At 47.8% G+C, this 21,697-nt stretch carries 22 protein-coding genes; 4 read left to right on the forward strand and 18 right to left on the reverse strand.

Annotation, left to right across the window (positions count from 1 at the left end; all coding sequences use genetic code 11):
* Positions 1-144 precede the first annotated feature (144 nt).
* Both POREN0001_RS01190 and efp read left to right on the forward strand, forming a co-directional pair.
* Positions 145-978 carry a hypothetical protein gene (locus tag POREN0001_RS01190; RefSeq protein ID WP_004332219.1) on the forward strand — a complete coding sequence of 278 codons (834 nt, stop codon included), beginning with the start codon at positions 145-147 and terminating at the stop codon, positions 976-978.
* Between the two features lie 152 nt (positions 979-1,130).
* Complete coding sequence (efp, locus tag POREN0001_RS01195) at positions 1,131-1,697, forward strand: elongation factor P (RefSeq protein WP_004332272.1); 567 nt, start codon at positions 1,131-1,133, stop codon at positions 1,695-1,697.
* A gap of 278 nt (positions 1,698-1,975) precedes the next feature.
* On the opposite strand, the gene POREN0001_RS01200 is transcribed toward efp, so the two are convergent.
* The 15 genes from POREN0001_RS01200 to rplU all read right to left on the reverse strand — a co-directional run bounded on the left by POREN0001_RS01200 (position 1,976) and on the right by rplU (position 15,307).
* Entirely contained in the window at positions 1,976-2,197 is a 222-nt protein-coding gene (locus POREN0001_RS01200) for a DUF2795 domain-containing protein (protein ID WP_004332134.1), read from the reverse strand.
* A gap of 70 nt (positions 2,198-2,267) precedes the next feature.
* On the reverse strand, positions 2,268-2,834 hold the full coding sequence (locus tag POREN0001_RS01205) for a cob(I)yrinic acid a,c-diamide adenosyltransferase (protein WP_004332220.1): 567 nt from the start codon (positions 2,832-2,834) through the stop codon (positions 2,268-2,270).
* Between the two features lie 6 nt (positions 2,835-2,840).
* The gene (locus POREN0001_RS01210) at positions 2,841-3,431 is read right to left on the reverse strand and encodes a hypothetical protein (protein WP_004331998.1); all 591 of its coding nucleotides are present in this window, start codon (positions 3,429-3,431) and stop codon (positions 2,841-2,843) included.
* Complete coding sequence (locus POREN0001_RS01215) at positions 3,431-3,697, reverse strand: GNAT family N-acetyltransferase (protein WP_004332007.1); 267 nt, start codon at positions 3,695-3,697, stop codon at positions 3,431-3,433. Before POREN0001_RS01215 ends, POREN0001_RS01210 begins: the two co-directional genes overlap by 1 nt.
* A 10-nt stretch (positions 3,698-3,707) precedes the next feature.
* Positions 3,708-4,961: an ABC transporter permease gene (locus POREN0001_RS01220; RefSeq protein ID WP_004332170.1), complete on the reverse strand. Its 1,254-nt coding sequence runs from the start codon at positions 4,959-4,961 to the stop codon at positions 3,708-3,710.
* A gap of 22 nt (positions 4,962-4,983) precedes the next feature.
* A complete protein-coding gene (locus POREN0001_RS01225; protein ID WP_004332017.1) occupies positions 4,984-6,867 on the reverse strand; it encodes an ABC-F family ATP-binding cassette domain-containing protein in 1,884 nt (627 codons plus the stop codon).
* Between the two features lie 24 nt (positions 6,868-6,891).
* Positions 6,892-7,479 (reverse strand): transglycosylase SLT domain-containing protein, encoded by a 588-nt coding sequence (locus tag POREN0001_RS01230; protein WP_169307825.1) that lies wholly within the window; start codon positions 7,477-7,479, stop codon positions 6,892-6,894.
* A 296-nt stretch (positions 7,480-7,775) separates the two neighbouring features.
* On the reverse strand, positions 7,776-9,203 hold the full coding sequence (gene rlmD / locus POREN0001_RS01235; protein WP_004332266.1) for a 23S rRNA (uracil(1939)-C(5))-methyltransferase RlmD: 1,428 nt from the start codon (positions 9,201-9,203) through the stop codon (positions 7,776-7,778).
* Between the two features lie 21 nt (positions 9,204-9,224).
* On the reverse strand, positions 9,225-10,616 hold the full coding sequence (glmM, locus tag POREN0001_RS01240; RefSeq protein WP_004332186.1) for a phosphoglucosamine mutase: 1,392 nt from the start codon (positions 10,614-10,616) through the stop codon (positions 9,225-9,227).
* A 9-nt stretch (positions 10,617-10,625) separates the two neighbouring features.
* On the reverse strand, positions 10,626-11,258 hold the full coding sequence (locus POREN0001_RS01245; RefSeq protein WP_040579938.1) for a DUF4827 family protein: 633 nt from the start codon (positions 11,256-11,258) through the stop codon (positions 10,626-10,628).
* 69 nt (positions 11,259-11,327) lie between these two features.
* On the reverse strand, positions 11,328-12,488 hold the full coding sequence (locus POREN0001_RS01250; protein WP_004332150.1) for a DHH family phosphoesterase: 1,161 nt from the start codon (positions 12,486-12,488) through the stop codon (positions 11,328-11,330).
* Between the two features lie 121 nt (positions 12,489-12,609).
* Positions 12,610-13,080 carry an SsrA-binding protein SmpB gene (smpB, locus tag POREN0001_RS01255; protein ID WP_004332109.1) on the reverse strand — a complete coding sequence of 157 codons (471 nt, stop codon included), beginning with the start codon at positions 13,078-13,080 and terminating at the stop codon, positions 12,610-12,612.
* Between the two features lie 26 nt (positions 13,081-13,106).
* Entirely contained in the window at positions 13,107-14,378 is a 1,272-nt protein-coding gene (gene serS, locus POREN0001_RS01260; protein WP_004332201.1) for a serine--tRNA ligase, read from the reverse strand.
* A 325-nt stretch (positions 14,379-14,703) separates the two neighbouring features.
* Complete coding sequence (gene rpmA, locus POREN0001_RS01265; RefSeq protein ID WP_040579940.1) at positions 14,704-14,958, reverse strand: 50S ribosomal protein L27; 255 nt, start codon at positions 14,956-14,958, stop codon at positions 14,704-14,706.
* A 31-nt stretch (positions 14,959-14,989) separates the two neighbouring features.
* On the reverse strand, positions 14,990-15,307 hold the full coding sequence (gene rplU / locus POREN0001_RS01270; protein ID WP_004332077.1) for a 50S ribosomal protein L21: 318 nt from the start codon (positions 15,305-15,307) through the stop codon (positions 14,990-14,992).
* A 302-nt stretch (positions 15,308-15,609) separates the two neighbouring features.
* On the opposite strand from rplU, the gene POREN0001_RS01275 reads away from it, so the two are divergent.
* Together POREN0001_RS01275 and POREN0001_RS01285 are read left to right on the forward strand one after the other, a co-directional pair.
* Complete coding sequence (locus POREN0001_RS01275) at positions 15,610-16,293, forward strand: hypothetical protein (protein ID WP_004332060.1); 684 nt, start codon at positions 15,610-15,612, stop codon at positions 16,291-16,293.
* Between the two features lie 328 nt (positions 16,294-16,621).
* On the forward strand, positions 16,622-16,999 hold the full coding sequence (locus POREN0001_RS01285) for a hypothetical protein (protein ID WP_004332044.1): 378 nt from the start codon (positions 16,622-16,624) through the stop codon (positions 16,997-16,999).
* Positions 17,000-17,488: 489 nt separating this feature from the next.
* On the opposite strand, the gene POREN0001_RS01295 is transcribed toward POREN0001_RS01285, so the two are convergent.
* The 3 genes from POREN0001_RS01295 to POREN0001_RS01305 are packed head-to-tail and all read right to left on the reverse strand — an operon-like array spanning position 17,489 to position 21,676.
* A complete protein-coding gene (locus POREN0001_RS01295) occupies positions 17,489-19,039 on the reverse strand; it encodes an MBOAT family O-acyltransferase (RefSeq protein WP_004332051.1) in 1,551 nt (516 codons plus the stop codon).
* Between the two features lie 28 nt (positions 19,040-19,067).
* The gene (locus POREN0001_RS01300; protein WP_004332293.1) at positions 19,068-20,234 is read right to left on the reverse strand and encodes a GDSL-type esterase/lipase family protein; all 1,167 of its coding nucleotides are present in this window, start codon (positions 20,232-20,234) and stop codon (positions 19,068-19,070) included.
* On the reverse strand, positions 20,231-21,676 hold the full coding sequence (locus POREN0001_RS01305; RefSeq protein WP_004332181.1) for an SGNH/GDSL hydrolase family protein: 1,446 nt from the start codon (positions 21,674-21,676) through the stop codon (positions 20,231-20,233). Before POREN0001_RS01305 ends, POREN0001_RS01300 begins: the two co-directional genes overlap by 4 nt.
* Positions 21,677-21,697 lie beyond the last annotated feature (21 nt).

Here is a 21,697-nt window from a genome sequence, read left to right on the forward strand (position 1 = left end):
CTTGCCCTATTTCTTTTTCAAAACCACCCACAAAAATCGCCAATTCTCACCTGCTTCTTTTTTGGCGCTGTTTGTAGGTATTTTAATATCTTTGCGCCAGGTGGTTTTTGAGACACCATTATTATTTACTAAATAGAGGGTTGTATGAGTAGAAGTAAGCTTCTCGTAGTTGCCGTTTTTTGTTGCATTACCTCGTTGTTTGTAGGGTGCTTGCCTCCTCAGTATTCAGTAGAGGAGGTGAAATGGGAAGAAGAGAATCCCGAACCGCAAACGTCTCTATATGCAGTGTATGGTTTTCGTCTTATAAAGCCGGAGATAGAGCTACTCCAAAAGAATGCTTCTCGCATGGTATATTTGGAGTATCGTCACAAAATTCCTAGCAATTATTGGGTTTCATTAAAAGAAACTAAGGAAGAGGCTAAGAGAAAAGCCCATATAGTCTGTAGTGATGATTCGGATAAAAGAGCTCTCTTCGACAGCATTGCTCGCTCCTATGGCGACATGTGGCATCCACATCCAAGCGAAAGGAGGTTGCTTTATACGCAAGTGTATAATGTGGATAAGGTCACAAATATCTCCGTCTTTGCTCTAGAAGATTGGAGTGATAGGTACCCTAAGGGGAGTTGTATGGACGATAACTTCAAATTCATTTCGGGATCTCCCGATTCCTACATCCGCAATGGCTATCACCTGGATAGTGAAACAGTAGACAAGGCTAGGGCAGGCTTTGAGTATTGGTCTTGGACCGCTCTCTATGATGCTCTATCTTCGTCTTATGTTGCCTTGCCTGTTTGTGGTAAACTCTCTGAGATCGATTTTCATCAGTATGACCTATTAGGCTATGATTATAACCTTGGTCTCTTAGAACCCATAGAGCAGAGTATCCATCCCAAACGGCAGATTGCCGTAGAGATTACTTATAAAGATGGAACAAAGAGCCGCCTGACCACATCCTACTGCAAGCCTTCTAATGGGTGATACCCTGCCGTACCTCTAGCGTATTTTGCCCCGAATGCAGCTATTTGCCGAGAATAGGCTACTTTTGTAGTCGAGAGTGTTTTTGCTTGCTAGTAGCGCATGGCTCTTGCATTGCATACGAAGAATAATTGATAATAAGATAGATAGACCTAATGGCTACAACTGCAGATTTTAGAAATGGTATGTGCCTCGATATCGATGGACAATACTTTTTCATCGTAGAGTTCCTCCATGTAAAACCCGGCAAAGGCCCTGCTTTCGTTCGTACGAAATTGCGTAATGTGGCTACAGGCCGCATTCTTGACAAGACTTGGAATAGCGGTGTAAAGGTAGAGGAAGTACGCATCGAGCGTCGCCCTTACCAATTCCTCTACAAGGATGATATGGGGTATAACTTTATGCACACAGAGACTTTTGAACAGATCACTATCCCCGGAGAAGGGATCGAAGGTGTGCAATTCCTCAAAGAGGGTGATACGGTAGAAGCAATGGTACATGCACAGAGCGAAACCGTGCTTACTTGCGAGCTTCCCCCTCACGTAGTGCTCCGTGTTACCTATACCGAGCCGGGTATCAAGGGTGATACAGCAACCAACGCCCTCAAGCCTGCAACCGTAGAAACGGGTGCTGAGGTGCGTGTTCCCCTCTTCATCAACGAGGGTGAACTTATCGAGGTAGATACTCGTGATGGTTCTTATGTTAGCCGCGTAAAAGAGTAATTTCTCTTTTATCCTCAATAAGACTAGGCTTGGGCTACTGTAGAAGGTAGCTCAAGCCTAGTTTCTTTTGTGACTTCCCCTCCCCAGAAACCTCTCTCTCGGAATAGGGTGCCATTGACGGAAGTCGACTACCAAGAAGTCTAAAAAAGAAAGACCCACCTTCGCAAAAGAAAGGTAGGTCTCCATGCTAAATCAAAACGAATCTTTCCCTAAGAGTTTAGTGTCTTTGGAGGAATGCTTTTATTTCTAGGGAAGGGGTAGCCTTTTTATTTGTACGATCAGTACTCTTCTTCGTTGAAGAAGAAGTCTTCGTCTCTAGGGTAATCCGGCCAAATGTCTTCGATAGATTCGTATATCTCTCCCTCGTCTTCTATCTCTTCGAGTATCTCTATGACCTCAAGAGGAGCACCCGAGCGTTGTGCATAGTCTATAAGTTCATCTTTGGAGGCAGGCCATGGGGCATCGTCCAAGGTAGAGGCTAATTCAAGTGTCCAATACATAATCAGTTCGTGTTGCTATTAAATAGGTTCGGCTTCCGCCACTTATCGCGCGCAAAAGTAGTATTTATTTCTATTTTACACAATGTTTTTGCCAAGTAATTTCCGGCTCACCACGGCGATGAGATTCATAGCGAGCAAGGGCAAAGAAGTAGTCGCTCAGTCGATTGATATAACGCTCTAGGGGTTCATCTACGGGTACTTCTTCCTCTAATCGGTACAAAAGACGCTCTACACGGCGAGTTACCGTGCGGCACACATGGCAGAGAGCGGCACTGCGTCCGCCTGCCGGCAAGATGAATCCCGTCATGGGCGGGGTTGCCTCGTCTAATTGATCTACCCACCCCTCAAGGGCAATGATAACCTCTTCGGAGACTTGAGAAAAGGCTTTTAGTTCTCGACTAGAGGTGTCCGTTGCAAGATTGGAACCTATCACGAAGAGATTATTTTGGATAGCGGCGAGTTGCTCAGCCGAAGAAGTTTCTAACTCCTCTGCGCGCAGTAAGCCGATAAAGGAGTTGAGTTCGTCTACAGAACCATAGCATTCGAGACGGAGGTCGCTCTTCTTGATGCGTTGCCCTCCTACCAGCGAGGTAGTACCTCGGTCGCCTGTGCGAGTATACAGATTACTTTTTGCCATATCGTTTTATAGGGTCGACTTGTATTGTTGTGAATGAAATCGGGGGGACGAGATTACTAATTGAGCCGAGGGGAGATCAATGCGGATCCCCGAGAGACGCCCCTCTTTGAAGTACTGAATCGTGCGCCTTTTTAGAGAAGGATTTTGCCAAGTAGCGACGAGTAATATCGCAGGAGTTGGCTCTTCTATTACTTGAGAGAGAGCTACCTCCTCCGTGATAAAGAAGAGGGAGAATAGGTCCCCCCGAGGGTAGGGTCCATAGGGATGCCCTAAAGGCGAGGGGCATGTTGCACGCTGCAAGAGGGGTAATAGCTCTTGCATATAGCTACAGTATGCTCCCAAAACTTGTATTCTTTTTATGGGATAATGAGCCGATATTCGGTAAAATAAAAAAGCGAGTCTGAGGTCATGTTTGCTCCTGCCATGACGATGTACAACCTCTCTTATGGAGGCAAATGCCGAATAGGGAGATTTTTCTTCCACTACACGTGTGAGCAACTCAAAGGCAAATGGAGAGTGCACACCATGCCCCCCGTGCGAGAAGCATTTGCGCCACAAAGACTTGGCAGGTAGAGCAAGAGACGAATAGGATGTCATCAAAGAGGATAATTGATGCGCTTGAGATAGGTTGCTGCGTAGCTACACTCGGGAGATACCTTCCATCCCCTCTTCTCAACAAGGAGCATCATCTCTTGCATGAGGTGGTGGGCTACGGATTGCCCCCGAAAAGCCTCTTCGGTAATGGTATGTAAGATGGTGCAAACTCCATCGTCAAGAGCGAACTCAATATGCCCGACTTCTATGTTGTCGGCATTATAGGCTCTTAGGATATTATCTCGTAATTGATAGTGAAGGTCGGTCATGGGGGTGATTTTATTGATTAAACCGGAGCGTATCTACCGCTCTAATACGGGCAATAATACGAGTGGGCAGGAGGAGGGAAATCATGGAGAGTGCAAAGACAAGAAGATTTATCCCCAAAACCCAAGGTATATCAAACTCAATGGGAACGTAAGATAGGTAATAGGTTGCCGGATCTAGCTGGATGGGCGAGAAGAAGTATTGCACTCCGGCCAGAGCAAAGGCAATCAAATTGCCCCATAAAAGGCCTTTACCTACCACGAAAGCAGCTAAGTAAAGGAACAAAGATCGAATGGAACCATAGCGAGCGCCCAGAGCTTTGAGTAGCCCGATCATCCGTGTGCGGTCAAGTATCAGTATCAAAAGCCCGGTGATGAGGGTAAATGAGGCGACAATGAGCATCAGCACGAGCAGCAGGGATATATTGGCATCGAGCATCTCTATCCATGCGAATATATCCGGCATGAGGCTCTCTGCCGTGTACATACCAAGGCTTTGCCCTCCGGTATTGGGGCTTTTGGATAGTTGCTCCACAAGCCGATCACTTAGGGCTAAATGGTCTACTTTGGGTTGGACAAATAGCTCAAGACGCGTTACTTTATCCTCATCAATGTGGGCTACATGGCGCATAACTCCGATGGGAGCCACCACGATAGGGGCTTCGATATGGGGGAGATCTACGATCCCTGCAATGGTAAAGGTTCGCACCGTAGTACGTGCTCCTGTAAAATAAATAGGCACTTTGTCTCCTACTGTGAGGCGCAGTTTCTCGGCACACTCAAGAGGGAGGAGTATAGGATTATGGAGCGTATCTGAACCATCAAAATAGGGGATATATCCATCCCTAAGAACGCCAGAAGTGTGCAGGTAGGCGTCGCGCGATGAGACACCCATCACGAGCACTGCGGAGAAGTCGCTATCGGTTTTAATTATGCCTCCACTCTGTACCACTTGGCGTATCTCCCCAATGCCCTCAATACCGGCTAGCTCAGAAAGGAGCTCAGGCGTAATCCGTAGGGAGGCAGATTCGTCGGCATAGTTCCTGCCATATTCGTTGAGGATGATATGCCCCGTGAGTAGATAGATCCGCTCGTGTACCTGGTTGCGGAATCCCTTTCCCACAAAAATGGTAAGCAACATGACCGCCAAGCTCAAAGCAATACCGAGTACGGTGAACCTCAGAAGAGAGCTGGTGGCACGGGAGGCTGCAGATTGCCTCGCAGCTAATCTCTGCGCTAGAAAGAAGGGATAGATGCGGATTTTCATTGCGGATGGGAGGGCATTAAGATTAATTGCCCAGCTCTGAGAGTTCGAGCCAACGCATGGTCTTTTCGTCTAATTCGTTACTTAGGAGTTGATATTGCGCTCCGGCTTTTTGTAGCTCATCTGATGCGAGAGCTCCCGAAGACATACGCTCTTCTAAGTTTTTGATCTCGGCCTCTAAGAGGGGCAAATCCTTCTCTAGTTGCAAAAACTCTTGCTCCTCTTTGTACGACCGCTTAGCCTTTCGCTCTTGTTGAGGTTTCCTATTTGTCGTTTCTGCATTGGCTTTAGCTTGGGTGGGTTGAGCCTTTTGTTCCGCTTGGATTTGGGCTTGGCGAGCATTGTCCCACTCCCGATACTGTGTATAGTTGCCGGGGAAGTCACGCACAACTCCATCCCCTTCGAAGACAAAGAGATGGTCTACTAAGCTATCCATGAAGAAGCGATCGTGACTAACCACGATAAGGCACCCTTTGAATTCTCTTAGATACTCCTCAAGGATACCCAGGGTAAGCAAGTCAAGGTCGTTCGTTGGCTCATCGAGGACTAAAAAGTTGGGGTTGGTGAGCAAAACGGTGCAAAGATAGAGCCGGCGTAGCTCTCCTCCACTCAACTTGCAGATAGGGGTATATTGTCTCTCGGGTGAGAAGGCAAAGCGTGTGAGTAGTTGGGAAGCCGAGAGTAGCCCCTCGCCGTGTGGGTCTCGTATCACCTCTGCCAAGTCTGTAATGGCTTCGATCACTCGCTTCTCGGGATCAAATTTTGCGCCTTGCTGACTGAAGTAGCCGAAGTGCACTGTCTCGCCAATCTCAAAAAATCCTTCGTCGGGCTTAATCTCTCCGAGCAAAAGTTTTAAGAACGTAGTTTTGCCCACGCCATTGGCTCCTACAATTCCCACTTTGTCGTAGCGAGCAAAGGTGTAGGAGAAGTGCTGTAAGATCTTTTTTTCTCCGTAAGCGAGGGATACGTTGTGAGCTGTAAAGATTTTGTTGCCGATATAGGCCCGTTGGCTATCTATCTCTGTCGCTTTCTCCTCGCGGGGTGGCTCTGTTAGCTTCTTTAGTTCGTAAAAAGCATCTTTGCGAGCCTTCTGTTTTCCCCCTCGTGCTTGAGGTTGGCGAAGCATCCACTCCAGCTCTCGCCGGTATAAGTTATTGGCTTTTTGTACCGCAGTGCGCTCTAGTTCTAGTCGCTCAGCCCTACGCTCTAAATACTGATCGAAGGTGCAGGCATAGCTATGTACGCCCGAAGGAGTCAATTCGAGGAACGAATCGCAGACGCTCTCTAGGAAGTAGCGGTCGTGTGTTACCATTAGCAGCATTAGTTTACTGCGCTCTAGATAGTGCTGTAACCACTCAATGGCATCCAAATCTAGGTGATTGGTAGGTTCGTCTAGGATTAGTAAATCCGGTTCTGATAGGAGTATCCCGGCTAAGGCAATGCGCTTCTGCTCCCCTCCGCTCAGGGACTGCGTGGAGCGTGAGAGATCCGGAACGGAAAGCTTATGGAGTATCTCCTCAGTGCGTCTCTCGTAATCCCAAGCTCCTAGGGCGTCCATTTCGGGGAGCAACTTCTCTAGGGTCTCGCTATCGTCTGCCTCTACAGCCTCTCGCCAGCAACCCACGAGATGGGGTACTTTGTCCATGGGGTTGAAGCAAGTATCGAGTATTGTTTTCCCCTCGGGCAGATGAGGACGCTGTGGTAGGTAGGCTATGCGTAAGTCCTTCCTCGTTGTGATAGTACCACTATCGGGGGTTTCTTCTCCTGTGATGATACGAAGCAAAGTCGTTTTTCCTGTACCATTGGCGGCTATCAATCCACACTTCTCCCCCTCTGCTATGGAGAAAGAAACATCCTGGAAGAGTAGGCGGTCTCCGTATGATTTGGAGAGTTGTTCAACTTGGATCATATACCTCTCGGAAGAATAAAAGTCCTATTTTTCACCCTTAGCTTGAGCGATCTGTTGTGCGTACTTTTGGGCAAGTGCGTCAATATCGCTGACGCACTTTACCGTATGTTTTCCATTGAACCGCCCAAAACGCACCTGCTTATTACGGTAATATTGAGGCTGATTCATCTTGAGAATAAAGGACTTAACCTCTTCCCAAACCAGCGGATTAGCTCCATGCTTTTGGGCTACGCGACAGGCATCGTGGATATGGCCACTACCACATACATAGGAGGCTAAAGCAAAAAGTTCTCGGTCTCGCAATGTGGAGACATGGTTAAATTCCTTAGCAAAAGCATCCAGACAAGAGGCGGCAACCCGCACAGAAGTGGTAGCGTCTCGCAACTGAGATGCACTTACTCCAAAACGCCGTCCTGTAGAGGGAAGTATACCCATAAGTCCGATAGCTACGGCTCTACCACCGCCTACATGAGGTTGGAACTTCGACTCGTGATAGGCTATAGCTGCCAGATACCACCAGTCCCAACCGATTCGTTTTGCCTCTTTGATAAACAAATGGTCGTACGCAGAAATTACGCCCTTTCCCTCTTCTTCTTCAATGCTATTAGACAAGATGTTTAGTGAGGGTTGCGAGGGGGAAAGAATATGTTGCTCTATAAGTATTGCCTCCATGGCTTGGGTGATGGCGCCAAGAGAGGGTGGGGGTGCAGCCCACAGCCCCCCAACATTTAGAAGGGCGAGGGAACAAAACAGAACTACCCCATAGCGTCTGAAAACGCATGAGGTAGCAAATTTTTTTGATGTCCTTAATCGAATTTTTCGCATCAGGTTTTGTTTTAGTTCATACTGTCTCTCTTGGGGGGCTGCTCTTTTGATTGGGAGAACTTTTTCCCCTTGGGAGATTCTTCTCAAGTATGCTCCAGTAGCATTACGTTCTCCACGTGGTGCGTGTGAGGGAACATATCTACAGGTTGTACTTTGAGTACTCGGTATCCACCCTCAACGAGGAGAGCGGCATCGCGAGCTTGCGTGGCAGGATTGCAACTAACGTAGACAATACGAGGGGGAGCTGCACCCAGAAGGGTTTTAATCACATCGGGATGCATCCCGGCTCGAGGGGGATCCGTAATTACCACGTCGGGGGCTCCATGACGGGCAATTAACTCGGGGGTAAGGATATCCTTCATGTCCCCCGCATAAAAAATGGTGTTATCGATTTTGTTTACTTGGCTATTGAGATGAGCATCTTCTATCGCCTCCGGTATATACTCAATACCCACTACTTTCTTTGCATCGCGGGCAACAAAGTTGGCAATAGTACCTGTGCCCGTATAGAGGTCGTAGACGATCTCTTCTCCCGTGAGCCCTGCAAAAGAACGAGCTACTCGGTATAACTCTAGAGCTTGATGGCTATTGGTTTGATAGAAAGATTTGGGACCAATGCGGAAAGTTAAGCCCTCCATCTCTTCTTCTATGAAGGGGCTCCCGTAGTAGGTCTCTACAGAAAGGTCGGTAAAAGTATCGTTGAGCTTTGTATTGATAACGTAGAGAAGCGAATTAACCTCGGGGAATTCGTGATGGATAGCCGCGAGTAGTTCCTCTCTGTCGTGCGCTTTCTCGTGGGCAAAAGCAACCAAAACCATGGTATGCCCCTTGCTGGTTGTGCGAATCATGAGGGTACGCATTCCCCCCTCTTGTGCCCTAAGGTCGTAAAAGGGATAACGCTCAATACGCTCCAAACAATAGGCTCGAACAAAGTTGCGAATGCGGTTGCTTAGCTCGTTCCCGAGGTGGCACTCCTCAATGTCTAGTACCTTATCAAACTTTCCCGGGATGTGGAATCCTAATCCGCTATTATCGGCTTCTCCTAACCCTTCTGGCAGAGAAGCGAGTTCTTCGCTCGTCCTCCAACGGCGGTTACTAAAGGTGAATTCAAGCTTATTGCGATACTGGTAAGTCTCTTGAGAACCTAGGATGGGGAGATACTCTCCCACCTCTACTTTGCCAAGTCTCTCCATGGCATCTCGCACTTGTGTTGCCTTGGCAGTCAGTTGTTCCTCATAGGGGATATGTTGCCATTTGCAGCCACCGCAAGTGGTAAAATGCTTACAACGAGGGGATATTCGGAGGGGTGATGGCTCCTCAAGGGTCATGATCCGAGCCTCAGCATAATGACTCTTTTTTCGGACTATCTGTAGCGTACACCTATCGCCGGGTGCACCATAGGGGACAAAGACAACAAGCTCCCCCCAATGCGCAATGGACTGCCCCTCGGCAGCCATCCGCTCTATAGTAATTCCCTCAAGGAGGGGTAAAGGTTTTTTATTTCTAGCCAAAAGGTCTATTCTCTAGTGTGATTACCGAAGCATCTCAAGCACGATATTGCAAAACTTCTCGCCTAAGCTGTTGGCTTCTTCTTCCGTGGGAGCCTCTGTGTAAATACGTACAATGGGCTCTGTATTACTGGCTCGCATGTGTACCCAAGAGGAGGGGAAATCGATCTTTACTCCATCAATGGTGTTGGGGTGATCACTTGCAAAGCGTTCTGCAATGCGGGCAAACAGAGCCTTTGTGTCAGTCCCTTCCGGGAGGTCTGCACGCTGTTTACTCATATAGTAAACGGGGTACTCACGACGAAGTTCACTAACCGATTTTTTCTTCTTTGCCAGCAAGGTAAGGAAGATGGCAATACCCACGAGGGCATCACGACCGGCGTGTAGCTTGGGGAATATTACACCCCCATTGCCTTCTCCTCCAATGAGGGCGTTGGTGGCTGCCATCTTAGCAACAACATTGACTTCGCCCACAGCAGCGGCTGCATAGGAGCCACGATGGCCTCGCTCAGTTACGTCGCGAAGAGCACGGGTAGAGCTGAGATTGGAAACCGTATTACCCCCTCCATGATAATCAAGCAGGTAATCGGCCACAGCAACGAGGGTATATTCCTCTCCAAAGGGAAGTCCATTCTCGTCGATAATGGCGAGTCGATCCACATCGGGGTCTACGGAGAATCCCACCGTGGCATGCTTCTCCCGCACTGTCTCCGAGAGGGCTACTAGGTGCTGGGGCAAAGGCTCCGGATTGTGGGCAAAGTCGCCATTGGGGGTATCGAAAAGGGGATAAACCACTTCTACTCCTAGTTGCCGGAGTAGATAGGGAACCGCAATGCCTCCTACCGAATTGATGCTGTCAAAAGCAACACTAAACCCAGCAGCTCGGATGGCTTCGGCATCTACTTCTTCTAAAGCTAGTATGGCTCGACAATGCTCGGGAAGGTAATCTTGGTAGTGAATCTGCCCCAACTCTTCTACGGGAGAGAATACAAAATTTTCGTCTTCTGCAATGGAAAGAACTTCTTTACCCTCTAGATCGGTTAAGAATTCGCCTTTCCCTCCAAGCAGTTTGAGGGCATTCCAATGTTTCGGATTGTGGCTGGCTGTGATAATAATTCCCCCTTGAGCTTTTAGCCCTATTACTGCCATTTCGGTAGTGGGGGTGGTGGCAAGATCTATATCTACCACATCACAACCCATCGCCATTAGGGTACCGGTCACGATCCTACGCACCAATTCGCCAGACATACGTGCGTCTCGTCCGACTACGATTAGGGGGCGAGCTACACCACTAGACTTTCGAATAAATGTGGCAAAGGCTGCCGTAAAACGGGTGACAGCTATAGGGTTAAGCCCCTCAGAAGCTCCCCCTCCAATAGTTCCTCGGATACCCGAGATGGATTTGATTAGTGGCATGTAAAAAGTTTATTGACGTGTAAATTCATACCGCACCTCGCGGCAATACATGGTACTACCTCGGTTGTAGTTAATCTCAGCCCCGATGGTAAAGGGGATGATGAGGCGTACCTTGGCTCCATCTCCTAGCAAAGACATGGGGAAAGCCAAGCCCTCACACATGAGGGCGTTGAGCGAATAGCCCGGAGCCGACTTGATCAAAATGAAATGTAGTGCACCGCGAGAGTAACGATCTACATAGATGAACTCAGTATCTTGGAAGCCCGGCATGGACAAATTGTTGAAGTTTTGCTGTATGGAGTCTTTGTTGAAGATATAGCCCTCGAAGCGTACATTCACACGCGTTTTCTCGGCAACGGGGCGCTCCCCTCCTACTTCTAAAACCTCCATGTAGAGGCCATTACTAAACTTGTAGTATATCCCTTTGTCAAAAGAGGTTTGCCCCTCGGCATAGTTGCGTACCGTGATGTTTTCTTTGTTGATGAGCTTAGAAATGGCTATCTCCTCCTCTTTGAGCATTTGGGAGAGAGACTTAATATCTTTGGTTTTACTACAGGCTGTACCCCCAAGAGCCACGAGACCTGTTATAAGAATTGAGAGTAAATATTCCAGTTTGAAACTGGTGGAGCGAATTTGTTTCATTGCTAAATCGTATGAAAGTGATGATTGGGTGTGTATTCTTTCTTTGTTGTTTTTTTCCCTGTTGCGGCTCTAGTTGAACATTTCTTGCAGCTCCTTTGGGATGGGAATCCCCATGGCAGGCTTCCGCTCTTTGCTTGGTCTGAGGTAATGGCGTCGCATGTAATCGACAAAGAGATCTACGGCTTCACTTATGGAGCCTTGAGAGAATTCCCCACCGGCAGCATTCTTGTGTCCACCACCTCCGAAGCACTCACTACATAGTTCGTTTACGGCAATATCCCCGATGGAGCGTACAGAGACTTTAACCCCCTCATCGAGCGTTTCTCTAAAGAAGGCAGAGCAATTAATGCCCTTTATATCTAGGGGTTTATTGACAAATCCATCCGTGTCTGCCGCTCCGGTTTCAAAGCGTTCCATCTCCTCTCTTGTAAGCACAAAGTAGGCACTTTGTATCTCGGGCATTACAACCACTTTTTCGTAAAGGATGTACCCCTCAAGGCGTTGTCTGCTCTCGGGATGGTTGTGATTTATCTTGTCTACAATAAGGTCTTTATCAGCTCCCGAACGCAGTAGAACGGCTACTAATTCGTACAAATCGGGACGCGAAGAGTTGTGATTAAAAAGCCCCGTATCGGTGATAATCCCGGTCAAAAGAGCGGTGGCTATCTTGGCGCGAAGAGCCTCTGCTTGAGTGGGATCGAGGGGTGTAGAATCTGTTGCCTCGGGGAGACGGATACAGCGCTCGTCGGGAGATAAAAAAAGCCGAGTAAGCACTTCGCAGGTAGCTGCTGCCTCCGGGCAACTCCATTGCCAGCTAAATTCGTCGCTGGGGTAGGGGTGATGGTCGATCATCAACACGGGGATACTCCGTTGTGCCAGGGAGGCTCGGAGACGCTCCTCTAGTAAGGGACCGATGCGATATAGCGCGTTGAAGTCCAAGCAGATAATTAAGTCGGAGAGCGATAGAGCCTTGTCAATCTCTTCGTCTTGACGCCCCTGCTGTAATATCTCGGTTGCCCCCGGCATCCAACGCAGGTTGAGAGGCATCCCACCGGCCATGATAACCTGAACAGATTTGCCCAGACTCTCCAAGAGCATTCTCATTGCCAAGGTGCTCCCAACGGAGTCGCCGTCAGGGCCTTTGTGACCAAAAAGTACGATATGATGTGACTTGGCAAGGAACTCGGAAAGTTCGTCGTATGCTTTGCGATAGTCTCTACTCTGTTCCATTATTCTTTGGCTCTGCTGATGCAAATATAGTGTATTCTGCCCAGAGAGAAGGCTTTGCGAGGAAACGAATAAAGGGGGAAGATGATACCATATCCTCTCCCCCTTCTGGTTCCTTATTCACTTAGTGTTTCATTATGCGAGCTAGGGTGCGCTTGTCTTCCCGCTCTTTGATGGAGGCTCGTTTGTCGTAGAGTTTTTTCCCTCTAGCCACCCCGATAACTACTTTGGCATAGCCTCTATCATTGATAAAGACAGAGAGGGGGACAATGGTGACTCCAGGCGTCTTTACCGAGCTTTCCAGTTTGGCAAGCTCCTTGCGAGAGAGCAGAAGCTTGCGATCCCGACGCTCTTGGTGATTGTTGTAGGTGGCGTAAAAATACTCCGCTATGTACATGTTTTTGAGCCACAACTCTCCGTTGGCAAAGAAGCAATAGCTATCTGCCAAGCCAGCTTTGCCCAACCGGATAGATTTTATCTCCGACCCTACGAGTACAATACCTGCCGTGTAACGATCAAGAATCTCATAGTCGAATGTAGCTCGCCTATTCTTGATGTTTACCCGACGGTCTAGCTGAAGTTTTTTATTCGCCATAGACTACTTTTGAGTATATAAATGCGTTAGTTGATGATATCGAAGCCGGTGTAGGGGCGGAGCACCTCAGGCACGATAATACCCTCTGGAGTTTGGTAGTTCTCGAGAATCGTTGCTACAATACGGGGGAGAGCAAGGGCACTACCATTGAGGGTGTGACAGAGCTCTGTCGCTTTGTCTTTGCGGTAGCGACACTTGAGTCGATTGGCTTGATAGCTCTCAAAATTGGATACAGAGCTAACCTCTAGCCAACGCTCTTGAGCCGCTGAGAAGACCTCAAAGTCGAAGGTAAGAGCCGATGTGAAGCTGATATCTCCCCCACAAAGGCGGAGGATACGCCAAGGGAGCCCTAACTCTTCTACCAAGCCCTGTACGTACGATACCATAGAGTCTAGTGTCGCGTAAGAGCGTTCGGGAGTATCGATGCAGACAATCTCTACTTTGTTGAATTGGTGCAAACGATTGAGCCCTCGTACATCTTTGCCATACGATCCTGCTTCGCGACGGAAGCATGCCGAGTAGGCTACGTTCTTTATAGGAAGCTGGCTCTCTTCGAGGATGACATCTCTATACATATTGGTAACGGGTACCTCTGCTGTAGGGATGAGATAGAGATTGTCGGCAGGGGCAAAGTACATCTGTCCCTCTTTGTCGGGCAATTGTCCCGTACCATATCCCGAGTCTCCATTCACTACATAGGGAGGCTCCACCTCTTGGAAGCCTGCAGCGATGGCTTTGTCGAGAAAGTAATTGATAAGAGCACGCTGCAAGCGAGCACCGCGACCCTTGTACACGGGGAATCCTGCTCCGGAGATTTTTACTCCCAACTCAAAGTCGATAAGGTCGTACTTCTTCGCGAGGTCCCAGTGCGGTAGCTTGTTGTCTTGAGAGAGCTGAGGCATCGTGCCTCCTGTTTTTATACATACGTTGTCTTCTGCTCCCTTCCCCTCGGGTACACTCTCGTGGGGCATGTTGGGGATGGTGAGAAGGAGCTGACGAATAGACTCTTCTGCCTGCTTTTTGCTCTCCTCAGCCTCTGAGCTTTGCTCTTTGAGCTTCTGCACCTGAGCACGGAGAGCCTCTCCGGCGGCTTTATCGCCACTCTTCATTTTCTCTCCGATTTGCTTTGCTAGTTGCTTTTGCTCCTGCAGCGAGGCATCCATAGTTTGCTGTGCACTACGGCGTTGAGCATCTAACTCTGTGATACGAGCCACTGACTCCCGAGCATCGAAGTGCTTTACTCCCAGGCGAGCAATTACCTCTTCGGGTTGCTCTTTTATTACTTTGATTGTGAGCATATATAGTCTATACTGCTTATATAATTCCTCTCCATAAAAACAACAAGAGAGGTACCTTCAGGCTCTTCTTGCATCGCTTTAAGCGACCAAGTAGCCTATATGCACCTCTCCTTGTGTGGATCCTCTCCCCTTTATAGGCTCCCTAGGAACCGTAAGCAGACCCTCTAAGGTCCTTCTTCGGTATAAAGAATGTAGGGAAGCGTGGGGGAGACCCCTTTTTTTGATTGGGCAAGGATAAACAGAGAAAGCCGCTGCCTCTCTTCTATTGAGAGATGCTTTTGGTACGACCCCCTCTCTGTCTAACTTACCAAAATGTTGTGTTTCCTTATGCTTCTATCGCTTCGATAGATACGAACGAGCGATCTTCACCTTTGCGAGTGAAGACTACCTTACCGTCTACAAGGGCATACAACGTGTGGTCTTTTCCCATACCCACGTTTTCTCCGGGATGGTGCTGCGTACCGCGTTGACGCACCAAGATATTTCCGGCTTTTGCAAAATCGCCACCAAAGATTTTGATCCCTAGGCGTTTGCTCTGTGATTCGCGACCGTTCTTAGAACTGCCGACACCTTTTTTTATGTGCCATGTCTCTTTACTTCTTTAGTTTGGGTTATGCAATAATCTCTTTTACCTTGACTTCTGTAAACTGCTGGCGATGACCATTGAGCTTACGATAGCCTTTTCTACGCTTTTTGTGGAAGATAAGTACCTTATCACCCTTTACGATGGGAGACACTACCTCGCATACCACCTTAGCGCCTTCTACAAGAGGAGCGCCAACCTTTACGGCACCATCATTGTCTACGAGCATTACTCGGTCGAATGATACCTCAGCACCTGCTTCCACATTCTTGATGTGGTGAACATACAATTTGCGGCCGGCTTCTACCTTAAACTGCTGGCCTTGAATCTCTGCAATTACGTACATACTACGTTTTTCTATTACTAATAATTTAGTCCCGCAGGGCGGTCCGTTGTAAGCTACAACACACTCTTAATGAGCCCTACATAGGATTGGCGCCTGCAAAGGTAGTACTTTTTGACTATTTGGCAATGGATTTTCCCCTCTGTCTCACCATCGGTATTTCTTTTACTCTGGGCAAAAGAATGAATGCGAGTTTTTCTGTTTACCTTTGTGGAGTGGGGCATTGGGGTTTTCGAATCACTCGATCCCTGCGATGATATTTTGATGATACAATAAATTTAAATCAAAGAAAAATAGAACGTACCATGAAAAGAAAGAGTGTACCATTGCTCCTTGTGATGGGGCTATTTTTTGCCTTAAACTCAAATCCGATAGCAGCTCAAAAACAGAAGAAATCCCAGCTTGTAAAAGAGGGACGTACTATCGAAGAGGTTGTTCCCAATGGTTGGGATATACAATCTGCTACAGGGGACCTCAATAAGGATGGAATAGAGGATTTTGTCTTAATTGTCCGCCCCAACGACCCTGCGCACATCAAGACGAGAGACGACGGCTTTGAGTACAATTTCAATCCTCTGTTCCTTGCTGTCTATTTTGGTTCGCCCTCTGGAGTATACAAGAGGTTCAAGGTGTGGCACGATACTGTTAGCGGTCGAGAGGATGAGTACACAGATATAACAAATGAACTCTCTATTACGCCCAAAGGGGCAATAGACATAAGCGTGTCTTCGTGGTCAAGTATGGGAACAGCTGCTACGGGTGGCTCGACCTATAGATACAGATTTCAATCGGGAGATTTTTACCTTATTGGCGAAGAATCTAGTTGGCTAAATCGTATGACCGGAGAAGGGGAGAGTACTAGTATCAACTATCTTACCGGACAAAAAGAGATCACCACGGGGAATATGATAGAAGAGAAAGATCTGAAAACCAAAAAGGTCAAGATCAAGAAAGAGCCTCTTCGCCTCTTGGGTTCATTCCAGATGTGAGACTATAACAGAGAAGCCCTCTCTCTGAGAGAGGGAACAAACTTTCCGAGTTTATAGAGCAATGCAGAGCGGAGACCTGAAAAAGTCTTCGCTCTGTTTTATTATGAGGAGCCCCTACCCGACAATTAAAGCTCCCTTCGTATTCCCAATTTTCTATCTGAAACTCCTTGTAGAATCTGCAGTATTTTTTGCTCCGGGGAAAGGGGGGAATGCAAGGTTTTCTGTTTACCTTTGTAGAGTAGGGTGCTTGGGTTTTCGATTCGCTTGGCTCCTATGATGATGTTTTGATGATGCAATAAATTTAAACCAAAGAAAAATAGTACGTACTATGAAAAGAAAGAGTGTAGCATTACTCCTCATGATGGGGCTATTTTTTGTGTTAAGCTCAAATCCGATAGCGGCTCAAAAACAGAAGAAACCCCAGCTTGCAAAAGAGGGACGTACTATCGAAGAGCTTGTTCCCAATGGTTGGGAGGTACAATCCGCTACAGGGGACCTCAACAAGGATGGAATTGAGGATTTTGTTTTACTTGTCCGTTCCAATGATCCTGCGTATATCAAGACGAGAGATGATGGTTTTGAGTCCAATTTTAGTCCCTTGTCCCTTGCTGTCTATTTTGGTTCGCCCTCCGGAGTATACAAAAGGTTCAAGGTGTGGTACGATACCATTAGCGGTCGAGAGGATGAGGAGAGAGAGAACAAATGAAGTCTCTATTACGCCCAAAGGGGCAATAGACATACGAGTATCCTATTGCTCAAATATAAGAACAGACGAAACGGGTGCCACGACCTATAGATACAGGTTCCAATCGGGAGACTTTTACCTTATTGGCGAAGAATCCACTTGGGGAAATCGTTTGGCCGCGGAATGGGAGAGGACTAGTATCAACTATCTTTCCGGACAAAAAGAGGTCACTTCCGGGGATCTGATAACAAGAAGAAACCTGAAAACCAAGCAGGTTAAGATCAAGAAAGAGCCTCTTCGCCTCTTGGGGTCATTCCAGATGTAAGGCCATAAGAGAGAAGAAAGTACCTCCCCATCTTTCTAGGTGAAAATCCTTGTAGAAGTTGCCTAGAAATAAAAAGTTTTCAGACCTATACTTTTTCGGATATAGGTCTGAAAACTTTTCTTTTTTACCCAGAGAGGTACCTCGAAATTAGCCAAGCTTTCTCCGAGTTATAACGTGCTTAATTTTTAGAACTGGAAGTAGATAAAGGGCTGTACATCGGCACTCTTCATCTGGAATACAAGGAAGATAAGAGCGGTGAGTAGCAGGGTTTGTACCCAAAAGGGCGCACGCGTTAAGGCTCGCTCTGCTGCTCTTCGTTGGCTAAAGGGTAGGTAGTGAAGTACGTACCCTATGAGCATGAGAAGGAGTACCCAATGGTAGCCGGTGACAAAGTCTAGGATGATTTCCGGATGGAAATTTCTTGTAATCTGCGTGAGTACCTGCTCTACTACATCGATGCTATCGGCTCGGAAGAAAATCCAAGCAAAGCAAACGAAGTGGAAGGTGATGATACCCCCTATCGCCTTTCCTATGCCATTGCGTTTGATTCTTCTCTTATGTGCCGGATAGAAGAGGGTGCACCAAACTTTGTGTATCGCCAGAGCTATACCATGCATTCCCCCCCATAGGATAAAGCGGAGGGCTGCTCCGTGCCACAATCCCCCCAGTAGCATGGTAATAATGAGATTGATATAGGTGCGAATGCGCCCCTTGCGATTGCCCCCTAGAGGAATGTAGAGGTAGTCTTTGAGCCAAGTAGAGAGGGAGATATGCCACCTGCGCCAAAACTCAGTAATATTGGTAGATGTATAGGGAACATCGAAGTTTTTGTTGAATCGGAAGCCCAAGAATAGAGCGATACCAATAGCCATATCCGAGTAACCGGAGAAGTCGCAATAGATTTGTAGGGCATAGCCATAGACCGCCATTAGGTTTTCTAAGCCGGAGTAGAGTGTGGGGGCATCGAATATTCGGTCTACAAAGTTGAGACTTATATAGTCTGAAATGACCGCTTTTTTGAATAGTCCCAAAAGAATAAGGAATAGCCCTCGCCCAAATTCCCCACGAGTGACCCACGGACGGCGATGTATTTGTGGGATAAAGTCTTTAGCTCGTACAATAGGGCCTGCCACCAGTTGTGGGAAAAATGAAACATAGAAGAGATAATCGATCCAGCGTTTGAGCGGTTTTATATCGCCTCGGTATACATCGGCTATATAGCTCATCGTCTGGAAAGTGTAGAACGAAATCCCCACGGGAAGGAATATATCCCACGGTTCCCATTGCAGAGAACTTGCCGTCTCCATGCCCATAAGTCCCCCTATGCCGGCAATAGCTTGTACTATTAGGTCTAGTAAGAAATTGAAGTATTTGAAGTAGGATAATATCCCTAAGTTGATAATCATACTCAAGGCTACCCACCTTTTTCTATTGGGGGAGCCTTGGGGCGTATGGCTTAGAGCTTGGGCTATGAGAAAGTCGCTCGTGGTGGCAAGCAGAAGGAGTAGTACATAGAATCCGCTACTCTTGTAGTAGAAAAAGAGAGAGAAGAGCACCACGTAGATGATGCGGAGGGTAGCGGTACGCTTCGATAGCCCCAGTAGCCCATATATGGGTAGAAAGAGGATAAAAAGGACAAAAAATAATCCACTAGAGAAGATCATCGGAGCCTCCTCGTGGTAGCGCAATAGCTCGGGGAGTAGGGACCCATCAAGGGTAGAGAAAAAATCGATCATATACCGGGGTTAGTAGGGATGGCTCGTTTTACTGCAAAAGGTCAAGTAGGGCTTTGCCAATGAGTTGACCTTGGTGTGTGTACCCATAGGCCGAGAAATGGACGCCGTCGTAGGCATAGTAATCCCCCTCTTGGCGTCGATTGTAGGCACCTTCTTCACAACCGAGAGCTTCGTACATGTCGAATAGCTCCAGATTTTCTCGGACGGCAATTTGGCGCAGCACCTCACTTACGACCTCTATTTGGTCGTTGTAAGCACGATTGCGGCGGAAGCTGGGTGGTGGCGTTGTCAGTAAAAATGTAGCCTTGGGGTGTTGCTTTCGTAGGAGACGTATGAGCTGCATTACCTGCTGCTCAAAGCCGCTTCTACTTATTTCTCGCGCTTGGGCTTCGTTTGTACCAAAGGATAATACAATGTGAGTCGGGTGAACCCACGACGTTTGATGTATAAAACCTTCGTGGGTAAAGGTGGAAAACATTGCCCCGTTTATCCCAATGACGTGGTACTCGATGGACTGCTTTTGTTTGAGTAAGACAAAGCCTCCGTAGGTAGCTCCTTGGGTGGGTGTCTGTTCGTTTCGCAGGAAGACCCTTCTCTGCTCTGTGGGGTAGAGGAGAGTATCTGCCACAAAATTCCCAATTTTCTTTTGACCCACAATCAGTGTTGCACTCCCGATGGAGGGCACGAGAGAGGGAGTCGATGGCGTGCGATAGACAATGAGTTGGTCGAAAGGTCGGGCGTTACTACTTATCGTAAAGGTGTAGGGGCTGTTGTCCACTTTGGAGAGGATCATACCCGAGAGCCCCACTTGTAGCGGAGGGCGTTTGATGAACAACTTCTCGCTATTCCACTTTACAGAAGATTGTATCTGGTAGGAGCGAGGCCCATTGGTACGAGCCAACTCATAAGGAATAATCAATCCGGGACCCTCTAATGGTAGCTCTCGAGCAAGAGTTGTGCGGATGGCCTCGGGTAAGACCCCCGCCTGTAGATGACTATCCCCCAAGTGTAGTATTGAGATTTTTTGAGGGAAACTCCGATGTATCATGGCAGACAACTGCGCTGTTTTCTTTTCATCGATTTTGATGGAGGGTACTTGTGCTACAGCCACAAACAAAGAGACGAAGAGCAGGAGAGCCAACGTCAGAAGATGGTGTTGCCATCGGTGGTACAGCAGTCTTGGCAGCCCTTTCATCGGCGGATGCGTTGGTAGTATTTCTCTTCGAATAGGAAGCTATTGTAGAATACTTCTGCGAGCCTTTTCCCCCCTTTGAAACTCAAGTGGGTATAGTCTTTGGCTGCCCATCCCTGTTTTACAAAGCGGCCCATACTATTTTCTCCCCCCATGGCTTCGAAGGTGTCCCAAAAGACGATGCCCTTTTCGCTCGCCAATTTTCGCTGCGCATTGCGTAGAGCGTATATGGCAGGCATGGTATGAGGCTCGCCACCGGAGCGTTTTGCCCGATCAGAAACTCCCATAATTACAATGTCGGTATGAGGATAAAGTTTCTTCAGATGGTCTATTGCTTCTGCCATCCGTTTGGTGTAGTAGGTGTAGTCTTTGGTCTTGTCAGAAGCTACATTAAGCCCATATTGCAGTACAATAAGGTGGTAGGGACGAAGAGCGGCGAAGCGTTTCCCTAGCTGTGTATCTATCTGCCCTAACTGGAATCCGGAGCTACCCCTATGTGAGAAGTTATCCAATATTACTCCTCCCCCTTGCTTGGTGCCATCTAGAGCTATGCCGTAGAACTTGGCTCCCTCTGCTCCGGAGAATGAGAGTTTCATCTCTCCTCCTTGTCCTTTTATGGCATAGGCGCTCATCTCCGAGGAGGGGGGAAGACTATATTGTTGGGTGGTGTCTGCACTGCTCAAGGTTACCTGTACCTCTTTGTTCGAGGTATAGAAGATGGTGGCACAGTCCCACGGCGTATACCCCTTTGCTACTTTGTATTGTAGGGTAGCACTACCTTCGCAAGTATAGTAGTGACCCGTGAGAGGGTACAGCTCCTTAGATTGGCGGATAATGAAGTGGTCTTTCCATCCGGAGAAGCTATGGGTTATCCCTTGTCGGTAGCCCGAGACTTCGCTAGAGAAGGGCATCCATCCCGCACCTCCTCCGCCATAGCGACTCTGTAAAAACTTGCGTAGGTCGAGGGTAAATATGTCGGCTTCGATAAAGGAGTCTCCCAAGAAAGCAATCCGAAGAGGAGTACCATCTATCTTTCGTTTGGCTAGTGCTGCATACGTGTTGCGTAGTCCGAGGTGAGAGGGATTGAAGTCTTCGAAGTAAACTTTTGGGGTTGACTTACTCTCTTCTTTGTCTGGAGAAGAGGGTTCGATAGAATCCTCATTCTCTAAGGTCGCATCTTGCTTTTTGAGATCTTCGTAGATGGCATCACGCTCTTTTATCTCCTTCTCTGTTTCACCATCGTCTGTTGCCGAGTTGCGTGTCAGTTGTTCTACGTCCTTTCCATTGGGAGCGTCTGCATCAGAGTGGCGCAGCTCAGAGAAAATATCCACTTTTTGCAGAGGTACCCCAAAGAGGTTGTCGGGGAGCCAATAGAGGAGTGAAATGATGGCAAAAGTGGAGAGAAGCATTCCCCAAAGGTACCAGGTGTAGTTCTTTTTTTTCATTACCGAGAGAGTATAAGTATG

The organism is Porphyromonas endodontalis ATCC 35406, assembly GCF_000174815.1.
Classification (GTDB): Bacteria; Bacteroidota; Bacteroidia; order Bacteroidales; family Porphyromonadaceae; genus Porphyromonas; species Porphyromonas endodontalis.

Coding starts and splice junctions, on each gene's coding strand:
- POREN0001_RS01300 (WP_004332293.1), bottom strand. CDS start 20,234: ATGAAAGGGCTGCCAAGACTGCTGTACCACCGATGGCAACACCATCTT.
- POREN0001_RS01210 (WP_004331998.1), bottom strand. CDS start 3,431: ATGACATCCTATTCGTCTCTTGCTCTACCTGCCAAGTCTTTGTGGCGC.
- POREN0001_RS01275 (WP_004332060.1), top strand. CDS start 15,610: ATGAAAAGAAAGAGTGTACCATTGCTCCTTGTGATGGGGCTATTTTTT.
- POREN0001_RS01200 (WP_004332134.1), bottom strand. CDS start 2,197: ATGTATTGGACACTTGAATTAGCCTCTACCTTGGACGATGCCCCATGG.
- POREN0001_RS01215 (WP_004332007.1), bottom strand. CDS start 3,697: ATGACCGACCTTCACTATCAATTACGAGATAATATCCTAAGAGCCTAT.
- serS (WP_004332201.1), bottom strand. CDS start 14,378: ATGCTCACAATCAAAGTAATAAAAGAGCAACCCGAAGAGGTAATTGCT.
- POREN0001_RS01295 (WP_004332051.1), bottom strand. CDS start 19,039: ATGATCGATTTTTTCTCTACCCTTGATGGGTCCCTACTCCCCGAGCTA.
- rplU (WP_004332077.1), bottom strand. CDS start 15,307: ATGTACGTAATTGCAGAGATTCAAGGCCAGCAGTTTAAGGTAGAAGCC.
- POREN0001_RS01285 (WP_004332044.1), top strand. CDS start 16,622: ATGAAAAGAAAGAGTGTAGCATTACTCCTCATGATGGGGCTATTTTTT.
- POREN0001_RS01250 (WP_004332150.1), bottom strand. CDS start 12,488: ATGGAACAGAGTAGAGACTATCGCAAAGCATACGACGAACTTTCCGAG.
- POREN0001_RS01205 (WP_004332220.1), bottom strand. CDS start 2,834: ATGGCAAAAAGTAATCTGTATACTCGCACAGGCGACCGAGGTACTACC.
- POREN0001_RS01220 (WP_004332170.1), bottom strand. CDS start 4,961: ATGAAAATCCGCATCTATCCCTTCTTTCTAGCGCAGAGATTAGCTGCG.
- POREN0001_RS01225 (WP_004332017.1), bottom strand. CDS start 6,867: ATGATCCAAGTTGAACAACTCTCCAAATCATACGGAGACCGCCTACTC.
- glmM (WP_004332186.1), bottom strand. CDS start 10,616: ATGCCACTAATCAAATCCATCTCGGGTATCCGAGGAACTATTGGAGGG.
- POREN0001_RS01245 (WP_040579938.1), bottom strand. CDS start 11,258: ATGAAACAAATTCGCTCCACCAGTTTCAAACTGGAATATTTACTCTCA.
- smpB (WP_004332109.1), bottom strand. CDS start 13,080: ATGGCGAATAAAAAACTTCAGCTAGACCGTCGGGTAAACATCAAGAAT.
- efp (WP_004332272.1), top strand. CDS start 1,131: ATGGCTACAACTGCAGATTTTAGAAATGGTATGTGCCTCGATATCGAT.
- POREN0001_RS01305 (WP_004332181.1), bottom strand. CDS start 21,676: ATGAAAAAAAAGAACTACACCTGGTACCTTTGGGGAATGCTTCTCTCC.
- POREN0001_RS01190 (WP_004332219.1), top strand. CDS start 145: ATGAGTAGAAGTAAGCTTCTCGTAGTTGCCGTTTTTTGTTGCATTACC.